Raw genomic sequence first — 22,221 nt, forward strand, 5'->3', positions numbered from 1 at the left:
GGCCGCATCTCCCCCCGGTGGGCCCCCCCCCACCGGGGGCACGTGCTGCGGGGGGCGAGGCCCGCCTGACAACCCCCCACGCGCGGGGCCCCCCCCGCCAGGGCGGGCGGGCCACAGGACGTTCGGGGACTACAGGTACCTCTTCAGCTCCCGGCGTGCCAGCGACCGCTGGTGCACCTCGTCCGGGCCGTCGGCGATCATCAGCGTGCGGGCACCGGCGTACAGCTCGGCCAGCGGGAAGTCCTGGCTGACCCCGCCCGCGCCGTAGAGCTGGATCGCCCGGTCGAGGATGCCGACGACCGTGCGCGGGGTGGCGATCTTGATGGCCTGGATCTCCGTGTGGGCGCCCCGGTTGCCGACGGTGTCCATCATCCAGGCCGTCTTCAGCACCAGCAGCCGCAGCTGCTCGACCGCCACGCGCGCGTCGGCGATCCAGTTCTGCACCACGCCCTGCTGCGCCAGCGCCTTGCCGAACGCGTCCCGTGACACCGCGCGGCGGCACATCAGCTCGATGGCCCGCTCGGCCATGCCGATCAGCCGCATGCAGTGGTGGATCCGGCCGGGGCCGAGCCGGGCCTGCGCGATGGCGAAGCCACCGCCCTCCTCACCGATCAGGTTCGACACCGGCACGCGCGCGTGGTCGAAGACCACCTCGGCGTGACCGCCGTGGTAATGGTCCTCGTAACCGAACACCTGCATCGCACGCTTGATCGTGACGCCCGGCGTGTCGCGCGGGACGAGCACCATGGACTGCTGCCGGCGGATGTCCGTCCCGTCCGGGTCGGTCTTGCCCATCACGATGAAGATCGCGCAGTCCGGGTGCATCGCCCCGGAGATGTACCACTTGCGGCCGGTGATGACGTACTCGTCACCGTCCCGCTCGATGTACGTGGTGATGTTGGTGGCGTCCGAGGAGGCCACCTCCGGCTCGGTCATCGCGAACGCCGAGCGGATCTCACCGGCCAGCAGCGGCTGGAGCCACTGCTTCTTCTGCGCCTCGTCGCCGAACTGCGCCAGCACCTCCATGTTCCCGGTGTCGGGCGCCGCGCAGTTGGTGACGGTCGGCGCGATCTGCGGGGAGCGGCCCATGATCTCGGCGAGCGGCGCGTACTGGAGATTGGTGAGCCCGGCACCGTGCTCGGAGTCGGGCAGGAAGAGGTTCCACAGCCCCTGCCGGCGGGCCTCGGCCTTCAGCTCCTCCACCACGGGGACGTTCTCCCACGGCGAGTCCAGCCCGGCCCGCTGCTCGTGGGCGACAGCCTCGGCCGGGTAGACGTACTCGTCCATGAAGGCGAGCAACTTGGCGCGCAGCTCCTCGGTGCGCGCGTCGAACGCGAAGTCCATGGTCCGTCAGCCTTCCTGGAGAGTGGTCAGACCGTGCCGGATGAAGACCGGGACCAGATCACCGATGCGGTCGAAGCCGCGCCCGACCGTCTGGCCCAGGGTGTAGCGGTAGTGGATGCCCTCCAGGATCACGGCGAGCTTGAACCAGGCGAACGCCGTGTACCAGGACACCGCGGAGACATCGCGCCCCGACCGCGCGGCGTACCGCTCGACCAGCTCGGCCGGCGTGGGGTGCCCGGGCGCCTCGGCGGTCGTGGAGACGGGGGAGTCCGGCATGCCCAGCGGCATGCTGTACATCACCAGCAGCCCCAGGTCCGTCAGCGGATCGCCGAGCGTGGACATCTCCCAGTCGAGAACGGCCTTGATCCGGTCGTCCTCCCCGATCAGCGCGTTGTCGAGGCGGTAGTCGCCGTGCACCACGGCCGGCGCGGGGGAGTCGGGCAGCTCGCGCCCGAGCGCCGCGTGCAGCTCGTCGATCCCGGCCAGCTCCCGGTTGCGGGAGGCGTCCAGCTGCTTGCCCCAGCGCCGCAGCTGCCGGTCCAGGAACCCCTCGGGCCGGCCGAAGTCCGCCAGGCCCACCTCGCCGGGATCGACGGCGTGCAGCTCGACGAGCGTGTCGACCAGGTTCAGCACCGCGTCCCGGGTGCGCCCGGCGCCGAGCGGGGCGAGCTGGCCGGCCGTCCGGTACGGAGTGCCCTCGACGAAGTCCATGACGTAGAACGGCGCCCCGAGCACCTCCTCGTCCTCGCACAGCAGCACGGTGCGCGGCACCGGCACGGCGGTCGGGTGCAGTGCGCTGATCACCCGGTGCTCGCGCTTCATGTCGTGCGCGGTGGCCAGCACATGGCCGAGCGGGGGACGCCGTACGACCCACTTCGAGCCGCCGTCGGAGACCGCGTACGTGAGGTTCGACCTGCCGCCCTCGATCAGCCGGCCGGTGAGCGGGCCGTTCACCAGGCCGGGCCGCTCCCGTTCGAGCAGGCCGCGCAGCCGGTCGAGATCGAGTCCTGGCGGGTGGTCGGGGCTCATCGTCGCTCCTACAGGCAGGAAACAGTACCCGCCTTATGATGCCGACCGGTCGGTATGTCGTCCAGAGCGGCGGCCGAACGTGATCGGGGCCACGATAGGCGCTCTCCGTGCCCGCGGTGCCGTCCGGCCGCCACGCGAATGGCGTATATCAGGCCATTCGGCTTGCACGGCGCGTGCGGACACCGGAGGGTCGGACCCATGAAGGCGATCAGCTACTCACGGTACGGCGGCCCCGAAGTGCTCGGACTCGGGGAGGTCGACGACCCCAGGGTCGGCCCCGACTCGGTACTGGTGCGGGTGCGGGCGGCGGCCGTCAACCCGGTCGACTGGAAGTGCCGCGAGGGCTATCTCGACCCGATCCTCCAGCCGGTGTTCCCGGTCATCCCCGGCTGGGACGTCTCGGGCGTGGTCGTCCAGCCGGGTCCCGCCGTACCGGAGTTCGCCGTCGGCGACGAGGTCATCGGCTATGTGCGCGAGGACGTCCTCTCGCGCGGCACCTTCGCCGAGTACGTGGCCGCCCCGGTACGCGCCCTCGCGCGCAAGCCGCGCACCCTGTCCTTCGAGGAGGCGGCCGGAATCCCGCTCGCGGGGCTCACCGCGTACCAGGTGCTGCACCGCGTCCTGGAGGTCAAGCGGGGCGAGACCGTCCTGGTGCACGCCGCGGCCGGCGGCGTCGGATCCATCGCCGTCCAGCTCGCCGCCCACCTCGGCGCCCGGGTCATCGGCACGGCGAGCGAGCGCAACCACGACTTCGTACGCGGGCTGGGCGGCGAACCGGTGAGCTACGGCGAGGGCCTGGCCGAACGGGTACGGGGGCTGGCGCCCGAGGGCGTGGACGCGGTGTTCGACACGATCGGCGGCGACGCCCTCAGGACCTCCGCGAACCTGCTGGCCCCCGAGGGCCGCCTGGCCTCGATCACCGACCCGGAGGTGGTGGGCTACGGCGGCCGCTACTGGTTCGTCCGCCCCGACTCCCGGGACCTCCAGCACCTCTCCGACCTGGCGGACCAGGGCACGATCACCATCCACGTCTCGGAAACCTTCCCCCTGGAACGTGCGGCGGACGCCCACCGCCTGAACCAGGAGGGCCGCACCAGGGGCAAGATCGTGGTGACGATGAGCTGAGTCGGCCCGTCCGGCTCAACCAGCCCGTCCGGCACCCTTCAGCTCGTCCGGCACCCTCCAGCCCGTCCGGCACCCCTCAGCCCGTCCGGCGTTTGAGGACAAGGGGGTCTGGGGCGCAGCCCCAGGGACGGGACGGGAAGGGGCGGCGGGGGCGAAAACCCATAGCCCCCACCTCACCCCACTCCGACAAGCACCGCCCCACACCCGGCCATGGCCACCGCACAGACCACCGCAACCGCCGCATACGGCGGCACAAGCGCCCCCGGCGCACTCACGGCCGCCAGCCCCCGGATCCGCCGGTGGGCGATCCACAGAAACCCGAACCAGCAGGCGCAGCACAGCACACACGCGACCACCCCGACCACCGACACCCCACCCGCCAGCGCCGTCTTCACGGCCAGCACGGCCGCGACCGTGGCCGACAGCGTCGTCCGCCGCCACGCGAGCCGCGTCCGCTCGGGCTGCAGCCCCGGATCCCGCTCCCCGCCCCGACCCGCCGCCACCCCGCTCACCCGTCCCACCCGAAGAGCACGACGGCGACCATCGCCCCGGCCACCACCGCCACCACAAGACTCAGCAGCGCCGGGAACCGCGACACCGGCAGATCCTCCCCCCGCCGCATCGCCCGCTCGCACCGCACCCAGTGATCGACCGCCCGCAACGCGCACAGCGCCCCCGCGGCCAGCAGCGCCAGCGCCAGCCCGACCCGCCACCCCCACCGCAGATCCGGCAGGAACTGGTCCACGGCGAACCCGCCCCCGATCAGCGCGAGCGCGGTGCGCAACCAGGCGAGGAACGTCCGCTCGTTCGCCAGCGAGAACCGGTAGTCGGGCGTGTCGCCCTCCCGCCGCACCTCGCCGGGCGCGAACCACAACCGAACGTTCCGCACAAAGTCGATCACGCCGCGACCCTACCGGGGCCGCCCCGCACCGGACCGACGGCCGGGGGCGAAGCCCCGCTCAGCCCTCGGCCCGCCCCGCCCGGTACGCCTTGAGCCGCCGGTACGCCGCCAGCCCGTCGGGAGTCCACTCCCACTCCCCGAGCCGCCGCTCCAGCTCCGCCTCCGACAGGAAGTCCCCCCAGGCCACCTCCTCCGGTTGCGGCCGTACGGGCCGGTCGCAGCGCACCTCGTACACCGCCGACCACCAGCTCCGGCCCGCCCCGTCGTCGTACAGGAACGTGAAGACGTACTCGGGGCGCGGCAGCCCGCTCACGCCCAGCTCCTCCTCGGCCTCCCGCAGCGCCGCCTCGTCGTAGCTCTCGCCCGCGCCGACGACCCCGCCGACGAACATGTCGTACAGGGAGGGGAAGACCTGCTTGGTCGCGGTGCGGCGGTGGACGAAGATCCGCCCCTCGGTGTCCCGGGCGAGAACGAAGGCGCAGCGGTGGCGCAGCCCCCGCGCGTAGGCCTCCCCGCGCGGGGACCGCCCGACCACCCGGTCGTTCTCGTCGACGATGTCGATGATCTCCTCAGCACTCATGGGGCCATCCAAGCAGTGGCCGACCCGTGCCGACCGCATACCTCATCCGGGTGGCCTTCCGGCCCCGGACGTCACAAGTAGCCCGTTCGTGACCGCAGTTGACGCGAGTAACACCCGGGACGCCCTTGACGTGATCCGTTCGCTGACGGTTTGCTGTCTGTGATCAGCTCATGGCAATCGGCAGCCGACCACTGCCGCACCGACCACCCGCCGTGAGCCGGCGACCACAAGAAGAGCGCGTGAGGAAGTCCCGCGGTGTCCCCACCCCCGCCTCCCCTCGGCCGTGCCCGCAGACGGGCGGCACAGGCATTCGACGAGGCCCTCGACGACGCCGAACTCGTCGCCGCGCGGACCGCGCTGGCACAGGGCCGATGGCAGAACACCCGCTCGCTGCTGGTCCGTACGGGGGAGGACTGGGACCGCCGGGGCCACCGCGTCACGGTGCTCGCCCGGGAGTCGTCCAGCGCCGCCTGGGCCCGTGAGTGGCTGCTCGCCGAACCCGACTCCGGTGACGCGTCCGTGCTGCTCGCCCTGGCCCAGGTGCGGCGCGCGCTGCACGGCAAGGAGAAACCGGCCCGCGCCCGCGAGGTCTGCCACAAGGCGGCGGAGCTGGTGCCCGCCGACCCCACCCCCTGGCTCGGACTGCTCCTGCTGGAGTGCGCCCAGGGGGCCGAGGGGGACGTGGTCCGGCTCTTCGAGCAGATCCGCACCCGGTACGCGGACCACCACCACGCCCACCACCTGCTGGTCTCCTGGCTCGCCGAGCGCCGCGTGGAGGCGGGCCCGGACCCGCTGCACGAGGTGTACGACTTCGCCAACTGGGCCGCCGAGCAGGCACCCGCCGACTCCCCGCTGGCGATCCTCCCGGTCATCGCGCACGCCGAGCGCTACCGCACCCTGGCCGCCGCCGGGCACGAACCCGCCGACCCGGTCGCCTCCGGCCACTGGGTCGGCCGCCGCGCCCGGCAGGTGATGAAGGCCGCCTTCGACTGGTGGCTGGAGTGGGAGCACGAAGGGCACCCGCGCCGCCTGGTCGACCTCAACTTCCTCGCCCACGCCAAGGTCTGCGAGGGCCGGGGCGCCGAGGCCGCCGCCCTCTTCCACCGCATCGGCGACCACGCCACACCCGCCCCCTGGTCGTACCCCGACCGGGACGCCCTGACCGCCTTCCGCACCGCCCGAGCCGCAGCCCTGGGCACGGCCTGACCCCAGCCCCCGCATCCGCCCGCCGCAACCACAACCGACCAAGGACGGCCTTTCGATGACGACGGACAGTTCGAGCACTTCGAGCAGGAGCAGAGCGACAGCCGACGGCATCAGCACCTTCAAGGGGCAGGAGCGCGCCCTGCGCGCCGACCGCCTCGGCACGGGGGGCCTGCTGCTCTCCGTCCTCGCCGCGACCGCCCCCCTCATGGTGGTCGCCGGTGTCATGCCCACCACATTCGCGGTGATGGGCATCGTCGGCCAGCCGCTGCTCTTCGTGATCCTCGGCGTCGTACTGGTCCTCTTCAGCCTCGGCTACGCCGAGATGAGCCGGCACGTCCACAACGCCGGCGCCTTCTACGCCTACATCTCCCGCGGCCTCGGCGGCACCGCCGGATCGGGCGCCGCCCTGGTCGCGCTTGTCGCCTACAACTCCCTCCAGGTCGGCATCTACGGCATCTTCGGCTTCGAGGTCTCCGGCCTCTTCGCCACCTACGCCGACCTCGAGGTCGCCTGGTGGATACCGGCGCTCGTGGCCGTCCTCGCCGTCGGCGCGCTGGGCTGGCTGAAGATCGACGTCAACGCGCGCGTGCTCGGCGTGCTGCTGGTCATCGAGGTGCTGCTGGTCGTCGTCTTCGACATCGCCGCCGTCGCCGACCCCGGCAAGGAGGGCCTGTCGCTGCACGCCTTCGACCCGGACACGCTCACCGGCGCCGGCGTCGGCACCGCCCTGTGCTTCTGCATCGCCGCCTTCCTCGGCTTCGAACAGGCCCCCGTCTACGCCGAGGAGACCAGCAAGCCGCACGAGGTCGTGCCGCGCGTGATGTTCCTCGCGGTCACTGGCGTCGCCGTCTTCTTCGCCCTCAGCAGCTGGGCGCTCACCGTCGCCACCGGCCCCGCCGGGATCGTCGGCGCCTCCCAGGAACAGAGCGCCGGCCTGCTGTTCTTCCTCACCGAGGACCGGCTCGGCGGTACCTTCACCGACGTCCTGCACATCCTCTTCGTGACCGGCATGTTCGCGGCCATGCTCAGCTTCCACAACGTCGTCGCCCGGTACGCCTTCGCCATGGGCCGTGAGGGCCTGCTGCCCGCCGCCTTCGGCCGCACCACCGGCACCAGCGGCGCCCCCGGCACCGGCTCCCTGCTCCAGACCGCCATCGCCGCCGTGCTGGTCCTCGCCTTCGCGCTCACCGACGACAAGCCCACCGGCGACCCGACCGCGCCCGTCCTGCACCTGTTCACCTGGGGCGGCAACATCGGCGCCCTCGGCGTGATCGTGCTGATGGCGATCGCCTCCCTGTCCGTCGTCGTCTTCTTCGTCCGCCGCGGCGCCGCGGGCGCGCAGAGCTGGCGGCTGGTCACCTCCGCGCTGGCGGGCATCGCCCTGGTCGTCATCGCGGGCTACACGGTCAAGGACTTCGACGTCCTGGTCGGCGCGGGACCCGACTCCTCGCTGAGCTGGATCCTGCCCGGCATCATCGGACTCGCCCTGGTCGTCGGCCTGGTCCAGGGCGCGGTCCTGCGTGCCCGCGCCCCCGAGAAGCACGCCCGCATCGGGCTCGGCAACGAGGCGTTCCAACTGGAGAAGGAGGCCGAGCGCACCTCGTAGAGGAGACGCTTACGAAAGTCTGACGGGCACCCGCGTTCCCTGGTCCGACGGGGACGCGGGTGCTCGAATGGAGAAGTGAACTCCGAACAGCCGCCGCGTCCCCCCGATGAGGGGGACGCGCGAGGCACACCCATCGGCCGCCGCGTCTTCCTCGGCACCCTGGGCCTGGGCGCCCTCGGCGTGGCCACCGCGCCCACCCTCCAGCGCGGCCTGGAATCCCTCCTCGCCGGAGCCTCCGACAAGGACCCCACCGGCCTGACCGGACTGCTCCCCAACGGCGGCGGCTTCCGCTACTACTCGGTCACCTCCTCCGTCCCGCGGAAGAACGCCGACACCTACCGCCTCACGGTCGACGGCCTCGTCGACCGCCCCGCCTCCTACACCCTGGCCGAACTGAAGGCCCTGCCGCGGACCCGCACGGTCCGGGACGTCCAGTGCGTCACCGGCTGGCGGGTGCCGGACACGCCGTTCGAGGGGGTGCGCCTGTCCCGGCTCCTGGACGCCGCGGGAGTGCGCCCTTCGGCCGGGGCGGTGCGCTTCACCTGCTTCGACGGCGCGTACTCCGAGAGCCTCACCCTCGACCAGGCCCGCCGCGCCGACGTGCTGGTCGCCCTGCGCATGCAGGACCAGGACATCGGCCACGCCCACGGCGGCCCGGTCCGCCTCTACGTGGCCCCCATGTACTTCTACAAGTCCGCCAAGTGGCTCTCCGGCATCACCGTCACCGAGGACGTCGAACCCGGCTACTGGGAGGAGCGCGGCTACGACATCGACGCCTGGGTCGGCCGCTCGAACGGACGCGACGATGAGCCCACGGACTGACACCCCGCCTGCCGCCACCGCCGTACGGCGCTTCGGCCGCGCCGCACGCCGGGTGCACCGCGCCACGGCCCTGCTGATGGGCGTCTGTGTGGTCACGGCCGCCTGCCTCTACGTCCCCCAGCTCGCCCAGCTCGTGGGCCGCCGCGCCCTCGTCGTCACCCTCCACCAGTGGTCCGGGCTCGCCCTGCCCGTCCCCGTCCTCGCCGGTCTCGCCTCCCGCGCCTTCCGCGCCGACCTGGGCCGCCTCAACCGCTTCGGCCCGCACGACCGGACCTGGCTGCGGGCCGCCCTGCGCCGCGACAGACGCCGCTCGTCCCGCCCGGCCGGCAAGTTCAACGCCGGCCAGAAGGTCTACGCGGCCTGGATCGCGGGCGCCACACTGGTCATGCTCGGCACCGGACTGCTGATGTGGTTCACCCACCTCACCCCGCTGGTGTGGCGCACCAGCGCGACCTTCGTCCACGACTGGCTGGCGCTGACCATCGGCATCGTCCTCGCCGGGCACATCGGCATGGCACTGGCGGACCCCGAGGCCCGCCGCGGCATGCGCACGGGCTCCGTCGGCCGTGACTGGGCGGAGCGCGAACACCCGCTGTGGCGTCCCTGAAACCGTGGCACCCCTGGAACGGCACGGGCCCACCCGCGCCCCGAGGGGGAGCGGGTGGGCCGTACGCGCACGGTCCTCAGTCGAGTGATCAGCTAAATGATCAGCGACAGCAGCAGCACCAGAGCACCGGCGACCACCGAGATGATCGTCTCCATGATCGACCAGGTCTTGATCGTCTGCCCGACGTTCAGCCCGAAGTACTCCTTCACCAGCCAGAACCCGGCGTCGTTGACATGGCTGAAGAACAGCGAACCGGCACCGATCGCCAGCACCAGCAGGGCCGCGTGCGTGGTCGACATGTCGGCCGCCAGCGGCGCCACCAGACCGGCCGCCGAGACGGTCGCCACCGTCGCCGAACCGGTCGCCAGCCGGATCGCCACCGCGATCAGCCAGGCCAGCAGCAGCGCCGGGATCGACCAGTCCTCGGAGATCTCCAGGATCATCCGGCCCACGCCGGTGTCGATCAGCGTCTGCTTGAAACCGCCGCCCGCGCCGACGATCAGCAGGATGCCCGCGATCGGCGCGAGACTCTTCTCGACCAGCTGCTGCATCCGCTCCTTGCTGAACCCGGCGGGCATGCCGAGGGTGAAGAAGCCGACCAGCACGGCCGCGAGCAGGGCGATCAGCGGGGAGCCGATCACGTCGAACACGCGCTGCACGTGGTGCTCGGGGTCGTCGATGACGATGTCGACCAGCGCCTTGGCCAGCATCAGCACGACCGGCAGCAGGATCGTGGCCAGCGTCGCGCCGAAGCTCGGACGCTTCTCCAGGTCCTCGGAGGGCCGCTGCGGGATCATCCGCTCCGGGGCCGGGACGTCCACCCATCGGGCGGCGTACTTCGAGAACAGCGGACCGGCGACGACGACCGTCGGTATCGCGACGAGCACGCCCAGCGCCAGCGTCACACCGAGGTTGGCGCCGACGGCGTCGATCGCGACCAGCGGACCGGGGTGCGGCGGCACCAGACCGTGCATCACGGACAGACCGGCGAGCGCCGGGATCCCGATGCGCATCAGGGAGTAGTTGCCGCGCTTGGCGACCATCAGCACCACCGGGATCAGCAGCACCACGCCGACCTCGAAGAACAGCGGCAGACCGATCACCGAGGCGATCAGCACCATCGCCCACGGCATGGAACGGCCGCCCGCCTTGGCGAGGATGGTGTCGACGATCTGGTCGGCGCCGCCGGAGTCGGCGAGCATCTTGCCGAGGATCGCGCCGAGGGCGATCAGCACGCCCACACCGGCGACGGTGGAGCCGAGTCCGGCACTGAAGCTGACGATGACCTTGTCGAGCGGCGCGCCGGCGAAGGCGCCGAGCGCCAGTGTCCCGATGGTCAGGGACAGGAAGGCGTGCAGCTTGAACTTGGTGATGAGCAGGACGATGACGGCGATGCCCAGGAGCACGGCGATGCCCAGCTGGGCGTGGCCGGCCGAGGTGATCGGCTCGGGTGCGTCCGCTGCCAGCATCTCAACGCTGAGTCTGGTCACGGTGGTTCCTTGTGTGTACGGGGGATCGGGGAGGAACCGGGGAGGTGGGGGCGCCCCGGGAACTGGGGGTCCGGTCAGGGACCTACGGGGTCGGCTCGGGGAGGGCGTCCAGGGCGGTGGCCGCCCGGCCGGTGATCTCCTCGGGGCTGCCCGCCACGTCCACGGCGACTCCGGCCTCGTCCGGCTCCAGCGGCTGGAGCGTGGCGAACTGGGAGTCGAGCAGTGCCGTGGGCATGAAGTGGCCCTGGCGGTGCGACATCCGGTCCTCGATGAGCGCGCGGTCACCGGAGAGGTGCACGAAGACCACACCGGGCGCGGCGGCCCGCAGCCGGTCGCGGTACGACCGCTTCAGCGCCGAGCAGCTGACCACCCCGCCGAGACCGGCCCGGCCGTGCGCCCAGTCGCCGATGGCGTCCAGCCAGGGCCACCGGTCGTCGTCGGTGAGCGGGGTACCGGCCGACATCTTGGCGATGTTGGCCGGCGGGTGGAAGTCGTCGCCCTCGGCGTACGGAACGCCGAACCGGGCCGCGAGCAGGGGACCGATGGTGGTCTTCCCGGTGCCCGCGACGCCCATGACCACGACGACATGGGGGGTGTTCATCGCTGCCTCACTGTCCGCTGTCTTCGTCGACACCTGATGTCGACGCAACTGAAGCTCATTAGGTACGACGAATTCAAGAGTCTGTGACATATAAGTCTGACTTTTTGTTCCCGTGACCCGCCCCGTACTCTGAGTGCATGAGCACCACGGGCCGAGGGCTGCACGGCCGCGTACTGGACACCCTCGGCCCCGAGATCACCGCCGGCGGGTATCCGCCCGGCAGTGTCCTGCGCACCGACGAACTCGCACAGCGTTTCGACGTGTCGCGTTCCGTGATGCGTGAGGTCGTCCGCGTCCTGGAGTCCATGCACCTGGTCGAGTCCCGGCGCCGGGTGGGCGTGACGGTCCTGCCGACCCCCGAGTGGAACGTGTACGACCCGCAGGTCATCCGCTGGCGCCTGGCCGGCGCGGACCGCCCCCGCCAACTGCGCTCCCTCACGGTGCTGCGCTCGGCGATCGAGCCCGTCGCGGCGGGCCTGGCCGCCCGCTACGCCACCCCCGAACAGTGCGCCGAACTCACCGAGTGCGCCCTCGGCATGGTCGCCAACTCCAGCGGTCACCGCCTGGAGGGCTACCTCTTCCACGACGTGGCGTTCCACCGCGTGATCCTGACCGCCTCGGGCAACGAGATGTTCGCCCGCCTCGGCGACGTCGTCGCCGAGGTGCTGTCCGGCCGCACCCACCACGACGTGATGTTCGAGGACCCCGACCCCGCCGCCGTCACCCTGCACGTCCAGCTCGCGGAGGCGGTCCGCGAACGCGACGCCGCCCGCGCGGAGAAACTGACCCGCGAGATCACCGAGGGCGCCCTCCAGGAACTGGACATCCTGGCGCCCTGACGGCCGTACGGTGTCGGACCCCGGCGCTAGGTTTCCCGCATGAACCCCGAGAGACTCCAGAAGCTGGACCGCTTCCGTGAGAAGGCACTCGCGCGCGGCGTACCGTCCGGCGAGATGGAGAGGTGGCTGGACGCCGCCCGCCCCTGCGCGACCCTCGTCCCGCACGGGGACGGACCGGTCGTGGGCCGCTTCGGCGGACCGGCACTGCTCCCCGCCGGCTTCCCCGACCTCCCGAAGTGCACCTACCTGATCGCGTCCCTGGACCTCGCGGCGCTGCCCGCGGACGCGACGACGCTGCCCCTGCCGCGCGACGGCGCGCTCCTGCTCTTCGCACGCTCCTACGACGAGGGCCTGGACGCGGGCGGCGAGGCGGTGTACGTCCCGGCCGGGACACCCGTGGAGGAACGCCCGCTGGATTCCGGCCACGCGCCGGGCGACGCGTGGGAGGGCCTGGACTCGGACCTGCGGACGGCGGGGGAACTACGGCTGCGGTACAACATTTCCCTGCCCGACAACGAATCCCTCTTCGACCCCGCCGAACACCCCCACGCCCCGGCCCTGCGCGGCGCCTGGAACGACGTGCGGCACGAGGACCGGCACCTCCTCGGCGCCTCGCGCCTCCAGCTCGACGGATACTCCACCGACCCCTACGGCGAGACCGACCTCCTCACCTACGCCGCGTGGAGGGAAGCCGACAGGACGGGGAAGCCTCCCCGCCCCGAGGCCTGGGCCCTCCTCGCCCAGTGGTACGGATTCGCATACATCGCCGGTGACGTCTACTGGACGATCACCCGGCAGAACGCGGCGGAGCGGCGTTTCGACGAGGCGACGGTCCTGGGATTCTTCGAAGGGCCGGGGTGAACCCCACCCCGGCACGGGGCTACTCCAGGAACTCCCCGTCGACGTACACCCACGCCCCGTCGACCCGCTCGAACCGGCTGCGCTCGTGCAGCGAGCCGCCCCGGTAGGAGGCCCGGAAGGTCACCGTCCCGGTGGAGTGGAAGGCGGACCCGCCGTCGGTGTCCAGGATCTCCAGTCCGGTCCACCGCATCCCGGGATCGAAGTCGATCCGCTCCGGCCGCGTCCTCGGATGCCAGCTCCGCAGCAGATACGCCCCGTCCCGCCGCACGAACGCGCAGTACCGCGACCGCATCAGCCGCTCGGCGGTGGGCGCGGCGGCGGCCCCGCTGTGGAACCGCCCGCAGCACGCCTCGTACGGCTCGGGGAGCCCGCAGGGGCAGGAAGGTGTGGTCATGGGTCGGCCTCCGCGACAACGCCCGAGGGCCGCGACCTCGTGGTCGCGGCCCTCGCGCTTCATGTGTCCGAGGGGGGACTTGAACCCCCACGCCCGATAAAGGGCACTAGCACCTCAAGCTAGCGCGTCTGCCATTCCGCCACCCGGACAAGGTGTCTGTCGCGCGGGGTTTCCCCCGTGGCGACGACGTAAACATTACCAGGTGTTCCGGGGTGGCCGATCACCCCCGCCCGGCCGCGCCGTCGCGTGAACGGTGGATGACGGGCGGGGCCGGGTCTTGGGACGCGCCCGCGGGGGAGAGAGGATGAGGGGACGACCCACCAGCGGGAACACCAGCAGCGGGAGGAAGCACGTGAGCGAGACGGACACGGCCAGGAGCGTCACCGGTGAGGACGAGGTCGTGGACCTCTGCCGCGAGCTGATCCGGATCGACACCAGCAACTACGGCGACCACTCGGGTCCCGGCGAGCGCAAGGCGGCCGAGTACGTCGCCGAGAAGCTCGCCGAGGTGGGACTCGAACCGCAGATCTTCGAGTCCCACCCGGGACGCGCCTCCACGGTGGCCCGGATCGAGGGCGAGGACCCGTCCCGGCCCGCGCTGCTCATCCACGGTCACACCGACGTCGTACCGGCCAACGCCGACGACTGGACCCACCACCCCTTCTCCGGCGAGATCGCCGACGGATGCGTGTGGGGGCGCGGGGCCGTCGACATGAAGGACATGGACGCGATGACCCTCGCGGTCGTCCGCGACCGGCTGCGCAGCGGACGCAAGCCCCCGCGCGACGTCGTCCTCGCCTTCCTCGCGGACGAGGAGGCCGGGGGGACGTACGGCGCCCGCCACCTGGTCGACAACCACCCGCACCTCTTCGAAGGCGTCACCGAGGCGATCAGCGAGGTGGGCGGCTTCTCGTTCACCGTCAGCGAGCAGCGCCGCCTGTACCTGATCCAGACGGCCGAGAAGGGCATGCACTGGATGAAGCTGACCGTGGCCGGCACCGCCGGGCACGGGTCGATGATCCACCGCGACAACGCCATCACCGAGCTGTCGGAGGCCGTCGCGCGCCTCGGCCGGCACAAGTTCCCCGTCCGCGTCACGAAGACGACCCGGGCCTTCCTCGACGAACTGGGCGACGCCCTCGGAACCGAGCTCGACCCGGAGAACATGGAGGGGACCCTCGCCAGGCTCGGCGGCATCGCCAAGCTCATCGGCGCGACGCTGAGCAACACCGCCAACCCCACCCAGCTGGGCGCGGGCTACAAGGTCAACGTCATCCCGGGCGAGGCGACCGCGCACGTGGACGGCCGTTTCCTGCCCGGACACGAGGAGGAGTTCCTCGCCGACCTCGACCGGATCCTCGGTCCGAAGGTGCGGCGCGAGGACGTCCACTCCGACAAGGCCGTCGAGACCACGTTCGACGGAGCCCTCGTGGACGCGATGCAGTCCGCGCTGGTGGCCGAGGACCCGGCCGCGAAGGCCGTCCCGTACATGCTCTCCGGCGGGACGGACGCCAAGTCCTTCGACGACCTCGGTATCCGGGGCTTCGGCTTCGCGCCCCTCAAGCTGCCCCCGGAGCTGGACTTCGCGGGCATGTTCCACGGGGTCGACGAGCGGGTGCCGGTGGACGGTCTGAAGTTCGGCGTGCGGGTGCTCGACCGCTTCCTCGACGCGAGCTGAGACGGTTACCCGATGACCTCAATAATCGCCCAGACGTGCGGAGTTGACTGAAAAGAGTGAATGCGACGATAAGCTCGTAGCCTCATTACTCCGTCCTCGTTAGCCGTGATGTGATCCGCGACTTTGGATCGCTTTGCCAACAAGGAGGAATAATGCTGAAGAAGGTCGTCGCCGTCGCTGCCGCCACCGGTGGTCTGGTTCTCGCGGGCGCGGGCATGGCCGCCGCCGACGCCGGTGCCCAGGGTGCCGCCGTGCACTCCCCGGGTGTCCTTTCCGGCAACGTCGTGCAGGCCCCGATCCACGTCCCCGTGAACGTCTGCGGCAACACGATCTCCGTCATCGGGCTGCTGAACCCCGCCTTCGGCAACGTCTGCATCAACAAGTGACGTTGTGCCTCGCTCTCTAGGGCATGCCCGCTGAGGGCTCGAGCCCGTCGGCCCCGGAGCGCGCGCCATGCGCTCCGGGGCCGACCGGTCTCATCGAACGTCGGAACACCGGGAATCCGTCGGAACACCGATTCCCGGCACCAGGTCGAAGGCAGGGATTTCAGCAATGCGACAGGTCACCCGCAAGGGCCTGATGACGATGGCGGCCGCCACGGGCGTACTCGCCGCCGCGAGCGGGGCCGCCCACGCCGACTCCGGCGCGACGGGCCACGCCGCCGGCTCACCCGGCGTGCTCTCCGGGAACACGGTGCAGGCACCGGTGCACGTCCCGGTGAACGTCTGCGGCAACACGGTGGATGTCGTCGGCATCCTCAACCCGTCCGTGGGGAACTCCTGCGCCAACCAGGGTGGCTCCTCCTCGGGCGGTCACGGCGGCTCCGGCGGCCACGGCGGTTCGCACGCCGACGGATACGCCGAGGGCTCGCCCGGTGTGCTCTCCGGGAACGTGGTGCAGGCGCCGGTGCACGTGCCGGTGAACGTCTGCGGCAACAGCGTCGACGTCCTGGGCGTCGGCAACGCCGCCGAGGGCAACGGCTGCGCGAACCGGGGTGGCTCCTCCTCGGACGGTTACGGCGACTCCGGCGGCCACGGCGGTTCGCACGCCGACGGATACGCCGAGGGCTCGCCCGGCGTGGGTTCCGGCAACCACGTCCAGGTACCGATCCACGTCCCGGTGAACGTCTGCGGCAACAGCGTCGACGTCCTCGGCGCCGGCAACGCCACCGAGGGCAACGGCTGCGCGAACGGCGGCCCGGGCCACGACACCCCGGGACAGCCCGGCGACCCGGGCGACCCCGGCAACCCGGGGCACCCCGGTGACGAGCCGGGCACCCCGGACGACCACACCCCGGACCGCCCGTCGGCCGGCGACCGGCCGGGCACCCACTCCCTCACCCAGCCCCGGCACGACGCGCAGCTCGCGCAGACCGGCAGCGAGCTGCCGATGGGCCTCGTCCTGCCCGTCGGCGCGGGCGCGCTGCTCGCCGGCGCGGTCCTCTACCGCAAGGCACGGACCGCCGCGTGACACCGGACACACGGAGCGGACCCCGCGACCGCGGGATCCGCTCCGTCGTGTGATTCCGGTCGGGTGTCGAAGATCACCAGGTGGCGCGCACCTGGCGGATGATCCGCCTCCGCAGCCGCACCCTGCGACTGCCGTCACGCATCAGCGTCAGGCGGTACAACTCCCAGTGACCGTACTCTGCATGGTCCGTCAGCAGACGTGCCGTCTCCTTGCGGGAGACCCCGCGCGGTACGTGCACGTCGACAAATTCGTATTCCGGCATCGCATCTATTGTGCGGGCCGGGCCCCGGTACGGATAGCGTCTGCACTATGTCTGATGCTGCGCAGTCCACCGCTGCCGAGGTACGCGCCGCCGCCGAGGCGGTCAAGACCGCGCTCGACCGCCACCTGGCCGCGGTCGAACGCCGGTCGGGGGAGGACGACCCGGCCGTCTACGAGGCGTTCAACCAGCTGGCCGCGGCCGCGGAGGCGTACGACGAACTGCTCTACGACCGCTACGACGAGGTCACCCCCTTCGAGATCCCCGGCGCGGAGGACGCACCGCCGTACACCGGCCCCGAGGAACCGGCCGCGCTCAGCGTGCTGATCCGCCGCGACTACGCCGTCGTGGAACCCCAGCGGCTGCGCGCGCACGCCCAGCGGATCGAGGCGGCGGACGACGAGACCTCGGAGGCGTCGGGCACCGTCCACGGCGCGCTCGGCCTGCTGTTCGGCGAGTTCGAGCCGGACGAGATCGCCTCCCGGCACAAGGAGTTCGGGCTGGAGGAAGGCGACTCCACGCTCTGGGTGACGGCATCGGACGACCCCGCGGAACCCGGCGAGTGGCTGGAGGCGCCGTTCGAGCAGGTGGACCCGCAGCAGGTGGTGTGCCGCTTCGACGTCAGCGCGGTCTTCGACGACGACGAGGACCTCGACGACGACGAGGAGGACCTGGAGGACGAGCTCGACCCGAGCCTGGACGAGGACGGGGACCTGGAACCCCTGGACGCGGACCGCTGACCGCACCCGCCCCGCAGGGCGGCGGCACCCCCGGTACCGCCGCCCGCGCACACATCCGGCTCAGCCCTCCGCCACCGGAACCTGCGGAGCCAGCAGCACCGGCAACCGGGTGGTCCGCGGCTTCGCCGTCACCTCGGCCACGGCACGCGGCAGCGCCTGCTCCACGCCGTGCACCACGGACAGATGCCGGTCGGCCCTGCTGAACGCCGTGTACACCCAGGGCCGGCTCAGCGCCTGCACGGCGTCACCGGGCAGCACCGCGACCACCGCGGGCCACCGGCAGCCCACCGCCTGGTGCGCGGTCAGCGCCCACCCGTGCCGCACGGACGACTCCACCCGCTCCCTCGGTACGACGATCTCCTCGCCCCCGCACTCCAGGTGCAGCCCCTCGCCGTCGGCCCGCACCACGCGGCCCGGCAGCGTACGTCCCGGAGCGGGGGAGTAGGCGACCCGGTCACCCGGATCGAACCCGCCGAAGCGCCCCGGCCCCGGATTCAGCCGCTCCTTCAGCGCCGCGTTCAGCGCACGCGTCCCCACCGCGCCCCCGTGCCCCGGGGCGATCACCTGGGTCTCCTCGACCGGCACCCCGATCGCGCGCGGCACCGAGTCCGCCACCAGCTGCACGGTCCGGTGCACGGCCTCTCCCGCGTCCCGCACCGGCACGATGACGACCTCCTTGCCGGGCGCCGCCACCTGGTTCAGCTCGCCGACGCCGATCCCCGAGACCAGCTCGCCCAGCGGTCCGGGGTCAGGCCGCCGCGAGGCGATCTGCGGGCAGACCCGCGCCGCCAGCAGATCCGCGAACACCCGCCCGGGCCCCACCGACCACAGCACTCCCGGATCACCGGCCAGCACCAGCCGCGCCCCGTCCGGCAGCGACTCCGTCACCAGCGCGGCGGTCTCCACATCCAGCTGCGGGGCGTCGAGCACCACCAGCAGATCCACGTCCAGCGCCCCGTCGGCGTCCCGCCCGGGTCCCTCGGCACCGGACAGCAGGCCCGCGACGGTGGCGACCCCGGCCCCCTCGACCCCGGCCCCCTCGACCCCGGCCCCCTCGACCAGGCCCGCGAACCGGGCACGTCCCACCGGACCGTGGGCGGCGGCCCAGACCCGCAACCCCAGACCCCGCGCGGCGCTCACCAGCGCCGCAGGCTCGGCCAGCGAGGCCTCCCCACCGGTGTGCAGCACCAGCCCGTGCCCGGCGACCGCCCGGATCAGCTCACCCGCGGAACCCTCCACCGAGGCGGCCGCACGCTCCCACTCCTCACCCGCGCCGTCCCGCTCGGTCACGGAGCTGACCAACCGGGCCAGCCCGTCGGCCAGACTCTCCTCGGCCAGCGCATACCGCTCCAGCCCCACCAGCACCCGAACCGGCCGCTCCTCGTCCTCCTCGTCCTCCCCGGCGTCACCGGCTTCGCCGACGGCGTCCTGGAAAACGAGCACGTCCCCCTCCGAGACGGCGTTCTGCACGACCTCCTCGGACTCCGGCACCCCCTGCCGTCCCAGCGCGGCGACCAGCGCGGCCATCTCCAGCACGGTGTGTCCGGCGAGCGCGGCCTGCTCCAGCAGCCACACGGTGACCGCCCGCCCCCGCCGCTCGTCGTCCGGCCCGGCCCCGGCGCCGAGCAGCGCACGGGCGAACCCGTCCGCCTGCTCGGGCCGCACCCCGGGAACCCGCAGCAACTGCCAGGGATCGGCGCGCAGCACGTCGGCGCCCCCGTCCCCGAACACGCCGGCGGCCTGGACGGCAAGCCCTTCCGGCGCACCCCCCTGAACCAGCACCCCCCGCACGTCCTCGACGGCCCCGGCGGCCGGAACCACCGGGCCGGGGGCCGCCTCCGGTGCCCGCCGCACGGGCTCGGGAGCGGGCCGCCGCGGCGCGGGCCTGGCCTCCTCGAACACGGTGGCGGCCGGCTTCTCACCGCTCTCCACGGCCCGCACGGCGGCCAGCAGGTCCGCGGCCGTGCCGCTCAGCTTGCCGCCGGCCTCGATCGGGGCCTCCCGCTCCGCCTTCCGCCGCTCGATCCGCTCCCGCTCCACGCGCTGCGCGGCCAGCTCCGCCTCGGCCTCGGACACCTGCGCGCCCTCGGCGGGCGTCCCCGGCTCCTCGGCGTCCTCCGCGGTCTCGGGCGGCTCCGTGCTCACAGCGTGCTCCAGTCGTGATCGGGATAGCGGTGCACGGGCGCCGACACATCGTCGAGCGCCCGGCAGATCTCGTCAGGAAGACTAAGCGCCTCCACTGACAATGCCGCCGTGAGCTGCTGCGCGGTGCGCGCGCCGACGATGGGGGCGGCCACACCGGGCCGGTCACGGACCCATGCGAGGGCCACCTGCAGCGCGGTCACTGCGAGCCCGTCCGCAGCCGTGGTCACGGCGTCCACGATGCGGCTCGCCGTGTCGTCGAGATACGGCGCGACGAACGGGGCGAGATGCTCCGAGGCGCCCCGGGAGTCCACCGGCGCGGCGTCGTTGCGGTACTTGCCGGTGAGCACGCCCCGCCCGAGCGGCGAGGACGGCAACAGCCCGATCCCCAGATCGAGCGCCGCGGGAAGGACCTCGCGCTCCACGCCCCGCTGGAGCAGCGAGTACTCCATCTGCGTGCTCGCCAGCCGGGTCCGCGCGCCCGGCGCGGCGAGCTGCCAGGTCGCCGCCTTGGCCAGCTGCCAGCCGCAGAAGTTGGAGACGCCGGCGTAGCGCACGCGCCCGCTGCCGACGGCGATGTCGAGCGCCTCCAGCGTCTCGTCCAGCGGGGTGGCGGGGTCGTAGGCGTGGACGTGCCACACGTCGACGTAGTCGGTGCCGAGGCGGGCGAGCGAGGCGTCGAGGGCGGAGAGCAGATGGCCGCGCGAGCCGTCGAACCGGCGGTCCGGGTCGGGTACGCTCCCGGCCTTCGTGGAGATGACGAGGTCCCGGCGGGGTACGAGTCCCTCCATCAGCTTGCCGAGCAGGTACTCGGACTCTCCGTCGCCGTACACGTCGGCGGTGTCGACGAGGGTCCCGCCGGCTTCCCAGAAGGTCTTCAAGAGGTTCGCGGCGTCGTGCTCGTCGGTGTCCCGACCCCAGGTCAGAGTCCCGAGCCCGATCCGGGACACACGCAGGCCGGTACGGCCGAGATGCCTCTGCTCCATGAACGCCGAGATTACTGGCCGGAGCGTTTGGTGTGAGGGCCTGTGGACAACGGATTTCCGAGCCGCCGGACGTTTGCACGAGCCCCGGCGCCGTACGGGTGCCCCGGCCCCGACCCACCCACCGACCGCAGGCGCTACGCGCACCCCACCCGAGCCGCACAGGCGCCGCAGGCACAAGACCCGCACCCCCACCGGACCGGACGCCGTACCGCAGGCATCCACCCACCGGAGGTATATGGTCTCCGCACAAGCGACGTTACTCATCGGTAAGGGGAGACGGTCATGCAGCTAGGGATCAACCTCGGCTACTGGGGTGCCGGAATGGACGCGGACAACCTCGCCGTGGCCCAGGAGGCGGACCGCCTCGGATACGCCGTCTGCTGGGCCGCGGAGGCCTACGGCTCCGACGCCGCCACCGTACTCACCTGGGTCGCCGCCCAGACCCACCGCATCGACGTCGGCTCGGCCATCTTCCAGATCCCCGCCCGCCAGCCCGCGATGACCGCGATGACGGCCGCCACCCTGGACTCCCTCTCCCAGGGCCGCTTCCGCCTCGGCCTCGGCGTCTCCGGCCCTCAGGTCTCCGAGGGCTGGTACGGCGTCAAGTTCGACAAGCCCCTCGCCCGCACCCGCGAGTACGTCGAGATCATCCGCAAGGCCATGACCCGCGAACGCCTCACCCACGACGGCGAACACTGGACCCTCCCCCTCCCCGGCGGCCCCGGCAAGCCCATCAAGCTCACCGTGCACCCCCAGCGCGAGCACATCCCCCTCTACATCGCCGCCATCGGCCCGAAGAACCTCGAACAGACCGGCGAGATCGCCGACGGCGCCCTGCTGATCTTCCCCTCCGCCGACCACCTCGAGGAGACCGCCGTCAAGCACCTCCGCGCGGGCCGCGAGAAGGCGGGCAAGACCCTCGACGGCTTCGACATCTGCCCCACCCTCCCCCTCGCCGTGGGCGACGACAAGGACGTCACCACCCTCGCCGACACCTTCCGCCCCTACACCGCGTTGTACGTCGGCGGCATGGGCAGCCGCAAGCAGAACTTCTACAACCAGCTCGCCCGGCGCATGGGATACGAGCAGGAGGCCGCCGAGATCCAGGACAAGTACCTGTCCGGCGACAAGCAGGGCGCAGCCGCGGCGGTCCCCCACGACCTGATCGACCGGACGACCCTCCTCGGTTCCGTCGACCGCATCGCCGACCGGATGAAGGCCTACGCCGCCGCCGGAGTCACCACCCTCACCCTCGCCCCGGCCGGCTTCACGCTCGACGAGCGCCTGGCATCGCTCCGGGCCGGCACCGAGGCCCTGGAGCGCGCGGGCCTCGCGTAGTCCTCACGGCCGTGGTGGGGGCTCGGGGGTCCACCCCGCCACGGCCGTCACCCACACCAACGCCCGCCGGCCCGCCCGGTTACGCTCCCGCGCCCCTGTCCCGTACTCCTTCTGGCGGAGTTGCCCGACACTCCTGTTGCCGCCCCCGGCTCCGCGCACTTGACTCTTTTTTTGCGGAACTTCGGAACTTCGGAACCGCGAAA

The 22,221-nt window shown here is 72.2% G+C and carries 23 protein-coding genes and 1 tRNA gene; 12 read left to right on the forward strand and 12 right to left on the reverse strand.

Annotated features, from left to right (window positions below; translation table 11 throughout):
• Window positions 1-129: 129 nt before the first annotated feature.
• Complete coding sequence (locus tag ACFV5H_RS06680) at window positions 130-1,344, reverse strand: acyl-CoA dehydrogenase family protein (protein ID WP_385193204.1); 1,215 nt, start codon at window positions 1,342-1,344, stop codon at window positions 130-132.
• A gap of 6 nt (window positions 1,345-1,350) precedes the next feature.
• Complete coding sequence (locus ACFV5H_RS06685) at window positions 1,351-2,373, reverse strand: phosphotransferase family protein (RefSeq protein WP_385059488.1); 1,023 nt, start codon at window positions 2,371-2,373, stop codon at window positions 1,351-1,353.
• Window positions 2,374-2,571: 198 nt separating this feature from the next.
• Between ACFV5H_RS06685 and ACFV5H_RS06690 the strand changes: the two genes are divergently transcribed.
• Window positions 2,572-3,498, forward strand: coding sequence for an NADP-dependent oxidoreductase (locus ACFV5H_RS06690; RefSeq protein WP_385193207.1), 927 nt, complete (start codon window positions 2,572-2,574; stop codon window positions 3,496-3,498).
• Between the two features lie 173 nt (window positions 3,499-3,671).
• Here the strand turns inward: ACFV5H_RS06690 and ACFV5H_RS06695 are convergent, their stop codons facing one another.
• Genes ACFV5H_RS06695 through ACFV5H_RS06705 form a run of 3 tightly spaced genes read right to left on the reverse strand, consistent with a single transcriptional unit; the run spans window position 3,672 to window position 4,979 of the window.
• Entirely contained in the window at window positions 3,672-4,001 is a 330-nt protein-coding gene (locus ACFV5H_RS06695; RefSeq protein ID WP_385055899.1) for a DUF202 domain-containing protein, read from the reverse strand.
• A gap of 5 nt (window positions 4,002-4,006) precedes the next feature.
• A complete protein-coding gene (locus tag ACFV5H_RS06700) occupies window positions 4,007-4,399 on the reverse strand; it encodes a YidH family protein (protein ID WP_385055808.1) in 393 nt (130 codons plus the stop codon).
• A gap of 58 nt (window positions 4,400-4,457) precedes the next feature.
• Entirely contained in the window at window positions 4,458-4,979 is a 522-nt protein-coding gene (locus ACFV5H_RS06705; RefSeq protein WP_385055811.1) for an NUDIX hydrolase, read from the reverse strand.
• A 255-nt stretch (window positions 4,980-5,234) separates the two neighbouring features.
• Between ACFV5H_RS06705 and ACFV5H_RS06710 the strand changes: the two genes are divergently transcribed.
• The 4 genes from ACFV5H_RS06710 (at window position 5,235) to ACFV5H_RS06725 (ending at window position 9,220) form a co-directional block, all read left to right on the forward strand.
• Window positions 5,235-6,185, forward strand: coding sequence for a hypothetical protein (locus tag ACFV5H_RS06710; RefSeq protein ID WP_385055813.1), 951 nt, complete (start codon window positions 5,235-5,237; stop codon window positions 6,183-6,185).
• A 55-nt stretch (window positions 6,186-6,240) separates the two neighbouring features.
• Window positions 6,241-7,791: an APC family permease gene (locus tag ACFV5H_RS06715; RefSeq protein WP_385055816.1), complete on the forward strand. Its 1,551-nt coding sequence runs from the start codon at window positions 6,241-6,243 to the stop codon at window positions 7,789-7,791.
• Window positions 7,792-7,866: 75 nt separating this feature from the next.
• Entirely contained in the window at window positions 7,867-8,613 is a 747-nt protein-coding gene (locus ACFV5H_RS06720) for a molybdopterin-dependent oxidoreductase (RefSeq protein ID WP_385193209.1), read from the forward strand.
• Window positions 8,597-9,220: a cytochrome b/b6 domain-containing protein gene (locus tag ACFV5H_RS06725; RefSeq protein ID WP_385055821.1), complete on the forward strand. Its 624-nt coding sequence runs from the start codon at window positions 8,597-8,599 to the stop codon at window positions 9,218-9,220. Before ACFV5H_RS06720 ends, ACFV5H_RS06725 begins: the two co-directional genes overlap by 17 nt.
• A 92-nt stretch (window positions 9,221-9,312) precedes the next feature.
• Here the strand turns inward: ACFV5H_RS06725 and ACFV5H_RS06730 are convergent, their stop codons facing one another.
• The gene (locus tag ACFV5H_RS06730) at window positions 9,313-10,710 is read right to left on the reverse strand and encodes a gluconate:H+ symporter (RefSeq protein ID WP_385055824.1); all 1,398 of its coding nucleotides are present in this window, start codon (window positions 10,708-10,710) and stop codon (window positions 9,313-9,315) included.
• A gap of 82 nt (window positions 10,711-10,792) precedes the next feature.
• Complete coding sequence (locus ACFV5H_RS06735; protein ID WP_385055827.1) at window positions 10,793-11,311, reverse strand: gluconokinase; 519 nt, start codon at window positions 11,309-11,311, stop codon at window positions 10,793-10,795.
• A gap of 137 nt (window positions 11,312-11,448) precedes the next feature.
• Between ACFV5H_RS06735 and ACFV5H_RS06740 the strand changes: the two genes are divergently transcribed.
• A complete protein-coding gene (locus ACFV5H_RS06740; RefSeq protein ID WP_385055830.1) occupies window positions 11,449-12,150 on the forward strand; it encodes a FadR/GntR family transcriptional regulator in 702 nt (233 codons plus the stop codon).
• A 39-nt stretch (window positions 12,151-12,189) separates the two neighbouring features.
• Window positions 12,190-13,011, forward strand: coding sequence for a DUF1963 domain-containing protein (locus ACFV5H_RS06745; protein WP_385193211.1), 822 nt, complete (start codon window positions 12,190-12,192; stop codon window positions 13,009-13,011).
• Between the two features lie 19 nt (window positions 13,012-13,030).
• On the opposite strand, the gene ACFV5H_RS06750 is transcribed toward ACFV5H_RS06745, so the two are convergent.
• Both ACFV5H_RS06750 and ACFV5H_RS06755 read right to left on the reverse strand, forming a co-directional pair.
• Complete coding sequence (locus tag ACFV5H_RS06750; RefSeq protein WP_385055836.1) at window positions 13,031-13,405, reverse strand: YchJ family protein; 375 nt, start codon at window positions 13,403-13,405, stop codon at window positions 13,031-13,033.
• A 64-nt stretch (window positions 13,406-13,469) separates the two neighbouring features.
• A tRNA-Leu gene (locus ACFV5H_RS06755) sits at window positions 13,470-13,554 on the reverse strand.
• A 203-nt stretch (window positions 13,555-13,757) separates the two neighbouring features.
• On the opposite strand from ACFV5H_RS06755, the gene ACFV5H_RS06760 reads away from it, so the two are divergent.
• The 3 genes from ACFV5H_RS06760 (at window position 13,758) to ACFV5H_RS06770 (ending at window position 16,553) form a co-directional block, all read left to right on the forward strand.
• Window positions 13,758-15,083: a M20/M25/M40 family metallo-hydrolase gene (locus ACFV5H_RS06760; RefSeq protein WP_385055839.1), complete on the forward strand. Its 1,326-nt coding sequence runs from the start codon at window positions 13,758-13,760 to the stop codon at window positions 15,081-15,083.
• A gap of 152 nt (window positions 15,084-15,235) precedes the next feature.
• Window positions 15,236-15,469, forward strand: a complete 234-nt coding sequence (chpH, locus tag ACFV5H_RS06765; RefSeq protein ID WP_385055842.1) for a chaplin ChpH — start codon at window positions 15,236-15,238, stop codon at window positions 15,467-15,469.
• Window positions 15,470-15,635: 166 nt separating this feature from the next.
• On the forward strand, window positions 15,636-16,553 hold the full coding sequence (locus ACFV5H_RS06770; RefSeq protein ID WP_385055844.1) for a chaplin: 918 nt from the start codon (window positions 15,636-15,638) through the stop codon (window positions 16,551-16,553).
• A 73-nt stretch (window positions 16,554-16,626) separates the two neighbouring features.
• Here ACFV5H_RS06770 and ACFV5H_RS06775 read toward each other — a convergent pair whose 3' ends face one another.
• The gene (locus ACFV5H_RS06775; protein WP_026085313.1) at window positions 16,627-16,815 is read right to left on the reverse strand and encodes a DUF5703 family protein; all 189 of its coding nucleotides are present in this window, start codon (window positions 16,813-16,815) and stop codon (window positions 16,627-16,629) included.
• A 47-nt stretch (window positions 16,816-16,862) separates the two neighbouring features.
• Here ACFV5H_RS06775 and ACFV5H_RS06780 point away from each other — a divergent pair, with 47 nt between their 5' ends.
• Window positions 16,863-17,552 (forward strand): hypothetical protein, encoded by a 690-nt coding sequence (locus ACFV5H_RS06780; protein WP_385055847.1) that lies wholly within the window; start codon window positions 16,863-16,865, stop codon window positions 17,550-17,552.
• A gap of 60 nt (window positions 17,553-17,612) precedes the next feature.
• Here the strand turns inward: ACFV5H_RS06780 and ACFV5H_RS06785 are convergent, their stop codons facing one another.
• Window positions 17,613-19,697 (reverse strand): helix-hairpin-helix domain-containing protein, encoded by a 2,085-nt coding sequence (locus ACFV5H_RS06785; protein ID WP_385193214.1) that lies wholly within the window; start codon window positions 19,695-19,697, stop codon window positions 17,613-17,615.
• A complete protein-coding gene (locus ACFV5H_RS06790) occupies window positions 19,694-20,680 on the reverse strand; it encodes an aldo/keto reductase (RefSeq protein ID WP_385055853.1) in 987 nt (328 codons plus the stop codon). The genes ACFV5H_RS06785 and ACFV5H_RS06790 overlap by 4 nt, the downstream gene beginning before the upstream one ends.
• 282 nt (window positions 20,681-20,962) lie before the next feature.
• Between ACFV5H_RS06790 and ACFV5H_RS06795 the strand changes: the two genes are divergently transcribed.
• The gene (locus tag ACFV5H_RS06795; protein ID WP_385193216.1) at window positions 20,963-22,018 is read left to right on the forward strand and encodes an LLM class F420-dependent oxidoreductase; all 1,056 of its coding nucleotides are present in this window, start codon (window positions 20,963-20,965) and stop codon (window positions 22,016-22,018) included.
• The last annotated feature ends 203 nt before the right edge of the window (window positions 22,019-22,221 follow it).

Origin of the sequence: Streptomyces sp. NPDC059787 (genome assembly GCF_042732315.1) — a bacterium.
GTDB classification, from domain to species: Bacteria; Actinomycetota; Actinomycetes; order Streptomycetales; family Streptomycetaceae; genus Streptomyces; species Streptomyces atrovirens.